Here is a 4,124-nt window from a genome sequence, read left to right as displayed (position 1 = left end):
GCGCTGATGAAGCTCGACCTCGCCGCCGGCGTCGACGTGGAGATCAAGCTCGCTTAGGCGAGCTGACCTTCAGCCCCGGCGAACGCCGGGGTGGAAATAGGGTGATACCGCCGGAAGCAATTCCGGGCTGCGTCCCCGCCGCTCCGTCAAGTCGCGGAGCCCACAGCCCAGGCGGGGCACGCATCGATTCACAAGGGCTGTTCACGCCCCTGGATGGTCCAGGGGCCTCTGTTGGGAGTTTGGTCATGCGCACCGGCGTGATCGCAAGGAAGGTCGGAATGACCCGCCTGTTTCAGGCGGACGGCCGGCACGTGCCCGTCACGGTCCTCCAGCTCGAGGATTTGCAGGTCGTCGGCCGACGCGAGGCGGATCGCGACGGCTACACCGCCGTCCAGCTCGGCGCCGGCAAGGCCAAGGCCAAGAACGTCGCCAAGCCGCAGCGTTCGGCGTTCGGCAAGGCGAAGGTCGAGCCCAAGGCCAAGCTCGCCGAGTTCCGAGTCGCCGAGGATGGCTTGCTCGACGTCGGAGCGACCATCAGCGCGGACCATTTCGTCGCCGGCCAGCTGGTCGACGTTTGCGGGGTCACCCAGGGCAAGGGCTTCGCGGGGGCCATGAAGCGATGGGGCTTCAGCGGCTTGAGGGCCACCCACGGCGTTTCGGTTTCCCACCGCTCCCACGGCTCGACCGGACAGCGACAGGATCCCGGCAAGGTATTCAAGAACAAGAAGATGGCGGGCCATATGGGCGCCCGCAACCGCACCCAGCAGAACCTCGAGGTGGTCCGTACGGACCCGGTTCGTGGGCTTATTTTCATCAAGGGATCGGTGCCCGGCTCCAAAGGCGGCTGGGTCGCCGTCGAGGACGCGGTCAAGGTGCCGCGCAACGAGAGCGCGCCGTACCCGGCGGGCCTGGTGAGCAAGGACCAGCCGGTCGAGGCCGAGGCTCCGGCTGCCGGCCTGGTCGATGACGCCGCCGTCCACGAAATCCCGGCGCTTCCGGGCGACGACGAGGTCGCGGCGATCGCCGCCGAGCAGGAAGCCGGCGGAGCGCTCGACAGCGAGACCGAGGCCGCGGCCGGCGAGGCCGCCGAGGGCGAAGCCGGCGACGAAGGCAAGTCTGGCGACGAGGGCAAGAGCGCCGACGACGCCAAGGGCGCCGACGAAAGCAAGGAAAGCTAAGCGATGAAGGTCAAGGTCCAGAGCCTCGACGCGAAGTCGGGCGGCGACATCAACCTCGACGATTCGATCTTCGGGGTCGAGCCGCGCGCCGACATCCTGCACCGGGTCGTCACTTGGCAGCTCACCAACCGCCGCGCCCCGGCGCGGGCGGCGCGCGAGCGTAGCGAGGTCGCGCGCACCGGCAAGAAGTTCGGCCGGCAGAAGGGGGGCGGCACCGCCCGCCACGGCGACCGCCGAGCACCGATCTTCGTCGGCGGCGGCAAGGCCCACGGCCCTCGCGCCCGCATTTTCTCTTCGAGTCTCAACAAGAAGGTCCGGGCGCTCGGCCTCAAGATGGCGCTGTCGTCCAAGGCGATGAGCGGGCAGCTGGTGGTGGTCGACAACCTCGACCTCAAGGACGGCAAGACCCGCGAGCTGCGCGAAAAGCTCGGCAAGCTGGGCTTCGGCAAGACCGCCCTGGTGATGGACGGCGATGCGCTGAATGTCGGCTTCGCCCGCGCCTCGTCGAACCTGGCGAGCATCAACCTGATCCCGGCGGTCGGAGCCAACGTCTACGACATCATGCGCCACGAAACGCTGGTCCTGACCCGCGCCGCGGTCGAGAAGCTGGAGGCGCGGTTCAATGGCTAAGAAGCAGCAGGCGGCGGTCGACATCCGCCACTACGACATCGTCCTCGCGCCGCACATCACCGAGAAGTCGACCATGCTTTCGGAGCAGAACGCGGTCGTCTTCAAGGTCGCGCCCGGAGCCTCGAAGCCCGAGATCAAGGCCGCGGTCGAGGCGCTGTTCGGAGTCACCGTGACCGGCGTCAACACCATGGTCACCAAGGGCAAGTCCAAGCGCTGGAAGGGCCGTCCCTACCAGCGCTCGGACGTCAAGAAGGCCATCGTCACCCTCGCCGAAGGCCAGTCGATCGACATCACGGAAGGGGCGAAGGCGTAATGGCACTCAAGCAATACAAGCCGACTTCCCCCGCCCGCCGCGGACTGATCCTGGTCGACAAGGCGAGCCTGTGGAAGGGCAAGCCGGTCAAGCGGCTGACCGAGGGCAAGACCAAGACCGGCGGCCGCAACAACAACGGCCACGTGACCTCGCGCGGCATCGGCGGCGGCCACAAGCAGCGCTATCGGATCGTCGATTTCAAGCGCCGCACGTGGGATGTCACCGGCACCGTCGAACGTCTGGAATACGACCCCAACCGCTCGGCGTTCATCGCCCTCATCACCTACGAGGGCGGCGAGCAGGCCTATATCATCGCCCCGCAGCGGCTGGCTCCCGGCGACAAGGTGGTCGCCGGCCGGAAGGTCGACGTGAAACCGGGCAACGCGATGGAAATCGGCCAGATGCCGGTTGGAACCATCGTCCACAACGTCGAGCTGAAGCCCGGCAAGGGCGGCCAGATCGCGCGCGCCGCGGGCACCTATGTGCAGGTCGTCGGGCGCGACCGCGGAATGGTCATCGTCCGGTTGAACTCGGGCGAGCAGCGCTACGTCCGCTCGGACTGCATGGCGACGGTTGGAGCGGTGTCGAACCCCGACAACGCCAACCAGACCTTGGCCAAGGCCGGCCGCACCCGGTGGATGGGCAAGCGCCCGCTGACCCGCGGAGTCGCCAAGAACCCGGTCGACCACCCGCATGGCGGCGGCGAGGGGCGAACCTCGGGCGGCCGCCACCCGGTCACTCCGTGGGGCAAGCCGACCAAGGGCGCCCGCACCCGTCACAACAAGTCGACCGACAAGATGATCATCCGGTCGCGTCACGCGAGGAAGAAGTAATGGCTCGTTCCGTCTGGAAAGGTCCGTTCGTCGAGCTTTCGCTGATCAAGAAAGCCGAAGCCGCGCAGGACAAGAGTTCGCGCACTCCGATCAAGACCTGGTCGCGCCGCTCGACGATCCTGCCGCAGTTCGTCGGCCTGACGTTCCACGTCTACAACGGCCGCAAGTTCGTCCCGGTCTCGGTCAACGAGGACATGGTCGGCATGAAATTGGGTGAGTTCGCTCCGACGCGCTACTTCCCCGGCCACGCCGCCGACCGCAAGGGGAAGCGCTGATGGGCAAGCAATCGGCACCGCGCAAGGTCGGCGACAAGGAAGCGCTGGCCATCGGCAACACCATCCGCGGCTCGGCTCGCAAGCTCAACCTGGTCGCCGGGCTGATCCGCGGCCGCAAGGTCGAGGAAGCGCTCAACATCCTGAAATTCTCTCCGAAGGGAATGGCCGACGACGTCCGCAAGGTGCTCGCCTCGGCCGTCGCCAATGCCGAGAACAACCATAACCTCGACGTCGATGCCTTGGTCGTGGCCGAAGCGAGCGTCGGCAAGTCGCTGTCGATGAAGCGGTTCGCGACCCGCGCGCGCGGCCGCTCGGCGCGCATCGTCAAGCCGTTCAGCCAGATCCGGGTCGTCGTCCGCGAGCAGGAAGAAGCATAAAATGGGTCAGAAATCCTCTCCTGTCGGGCTTCGCCTGCAGATCAACCGGACCTGGGACAGCCGCTGGTTCGCGGAAGGCCAGGATTACGGCCGACTGCTGCTCGAGGACCTCAAGATCCGCCGCTACATCATGAAGACGCTCCCCCAGGCGGCGATCTCCAAGGTGGTGATCGAGCGCCCGGCGAAGATCTGCCGGATCAGCATCTATGCCGCGCGCCCGGGAGTAATCATCGGCAAGAAGGGCAGCGACATCGAGAAGCTGAAGAAGCTGCTGAGCGCGATGACGAGCTCGGAAGTCAGCCTCAACATCGTCGAGATCCGTAAACCCGAGGTCGACGCCCGCCTCGTCGCGCAGGGCGTCGCCGACCAGCTCGAGCGCCGAATCGCCTTCCGCCGGGCGATGAAGCGCGCGGTTCAGTCCGCCCTGCGCCTTGGTGCCGAGGGCATTCGAATCACCTGCGCGGGCCGTCTCGGCGGCGCCGAGATCGCGCGCACCGAATGGTACCGCGAGGGCCGGG

7 protein-coding genes are annotated in these 4,124 nt (G+C 67.0%); all 7 read left to right on the top strand.

What is annotated here, in order from left to right:
- Window positions 1–245: 245 nt before the first annotated feature.
- Window positions 246–1,178, top strand: a complete 933-nt coding sequence (gene rplC / locus H0T81_RS01090; protein ID WP_294008966.1) for a 50S ribosomal protein L3 — start codon at window positions 246–248, stop codon at window positions 1,176–1,178.
- A gap of 3 nt (window positions 1,179–1,181) precedes the next feature.
- Window positions 1,182–1,808 carry a 50S ribosomal protein L4 gene (gene rplD / locus H0T81_RS01085; protein ID WP_294008965.1) on the top strand — a complete coding sequence of 209 codons (627 nt, stop codon included), beginning with the start codon at window positions 1,182–1,184 and terminating at the stop codon, window positions 1,806–1,808.
- Window positions 1,801–2,121: a 50S ribosomal protein L23 gene (locus H0T81_RS01080; RefSeq protein WP_294008964.1), complete on the top strand. Its 321-nt coding sequence runs from the start codon at window positions 1,801–1,803 to the stop codon at window positions 2,119–2,121. The genes rplD and H0T81_RS01080 overlap by 8 nt, the downstream gene beginning before the upstream one ends.
- Window positions 2,121–2,954, top strand: coding sequence for a 50S ribosomal protein L2 (gene rplB, locus H0T81_RS01075; RefSeq protein ID WP_294008963.1), 834 nt, complete (start codon window positions 2,121–2,123; stop codon window positions 2,952–2,954). The genes H0T81_RS01080 and rplB overlap by 1 nt, the downstream gene beginning before the upstream one ends.
- Window positions 2,954–3,229 carry a 30S ribosomal protein S19 gene (rpsS, locus tag H0T81_RS01070; protein ID WP_294008961.1) on the top strand — a complete coding sequence of 92 codons (276 nt, stop codon included), beginning with the start codon at window positions 2,954–2,956 and terminating at the stop codon, window positions 3,227–3,229. Before rplB ends, rpsS begins: the two co-directional genes overlap by 1 nt.
- Window positions 3,229–3,606, top strand: a complete 378-nt coding sequence (gene rplV, locus H0T81_RS01065; protein WP_294008959.1) for a 50S ribosomal protein L22 — start codon at window positions 3,229–3,231, stop codon at window positions 3,604–3,606. Before rpsS ends, rplV begins: the two co-directional genes overlap by 1 nt.
- Window position 3,607: 1 nt before the next feature.
- The coding region (gene rpsC, locus H0T81_RS01060) for a 30S ribosomal protein S3 (protein WP_294008957.1) at window positions 3,608–4,124 on the top strand (517 nt) is incomplete at its 3' end.

This window comes from Sphingomonas sp., from assembly GCF_013812825.1.
Taxonomy (GTDB): domain Bacteria; phylum Pseudomonadota; class Alphaproteobacteria; order Sphingomonadales; family Sphingomonadaceae; genus Sphingomicrobium.
This window is presented reverse-complemented; position numbering and strand designations above follow the sequence as displayed.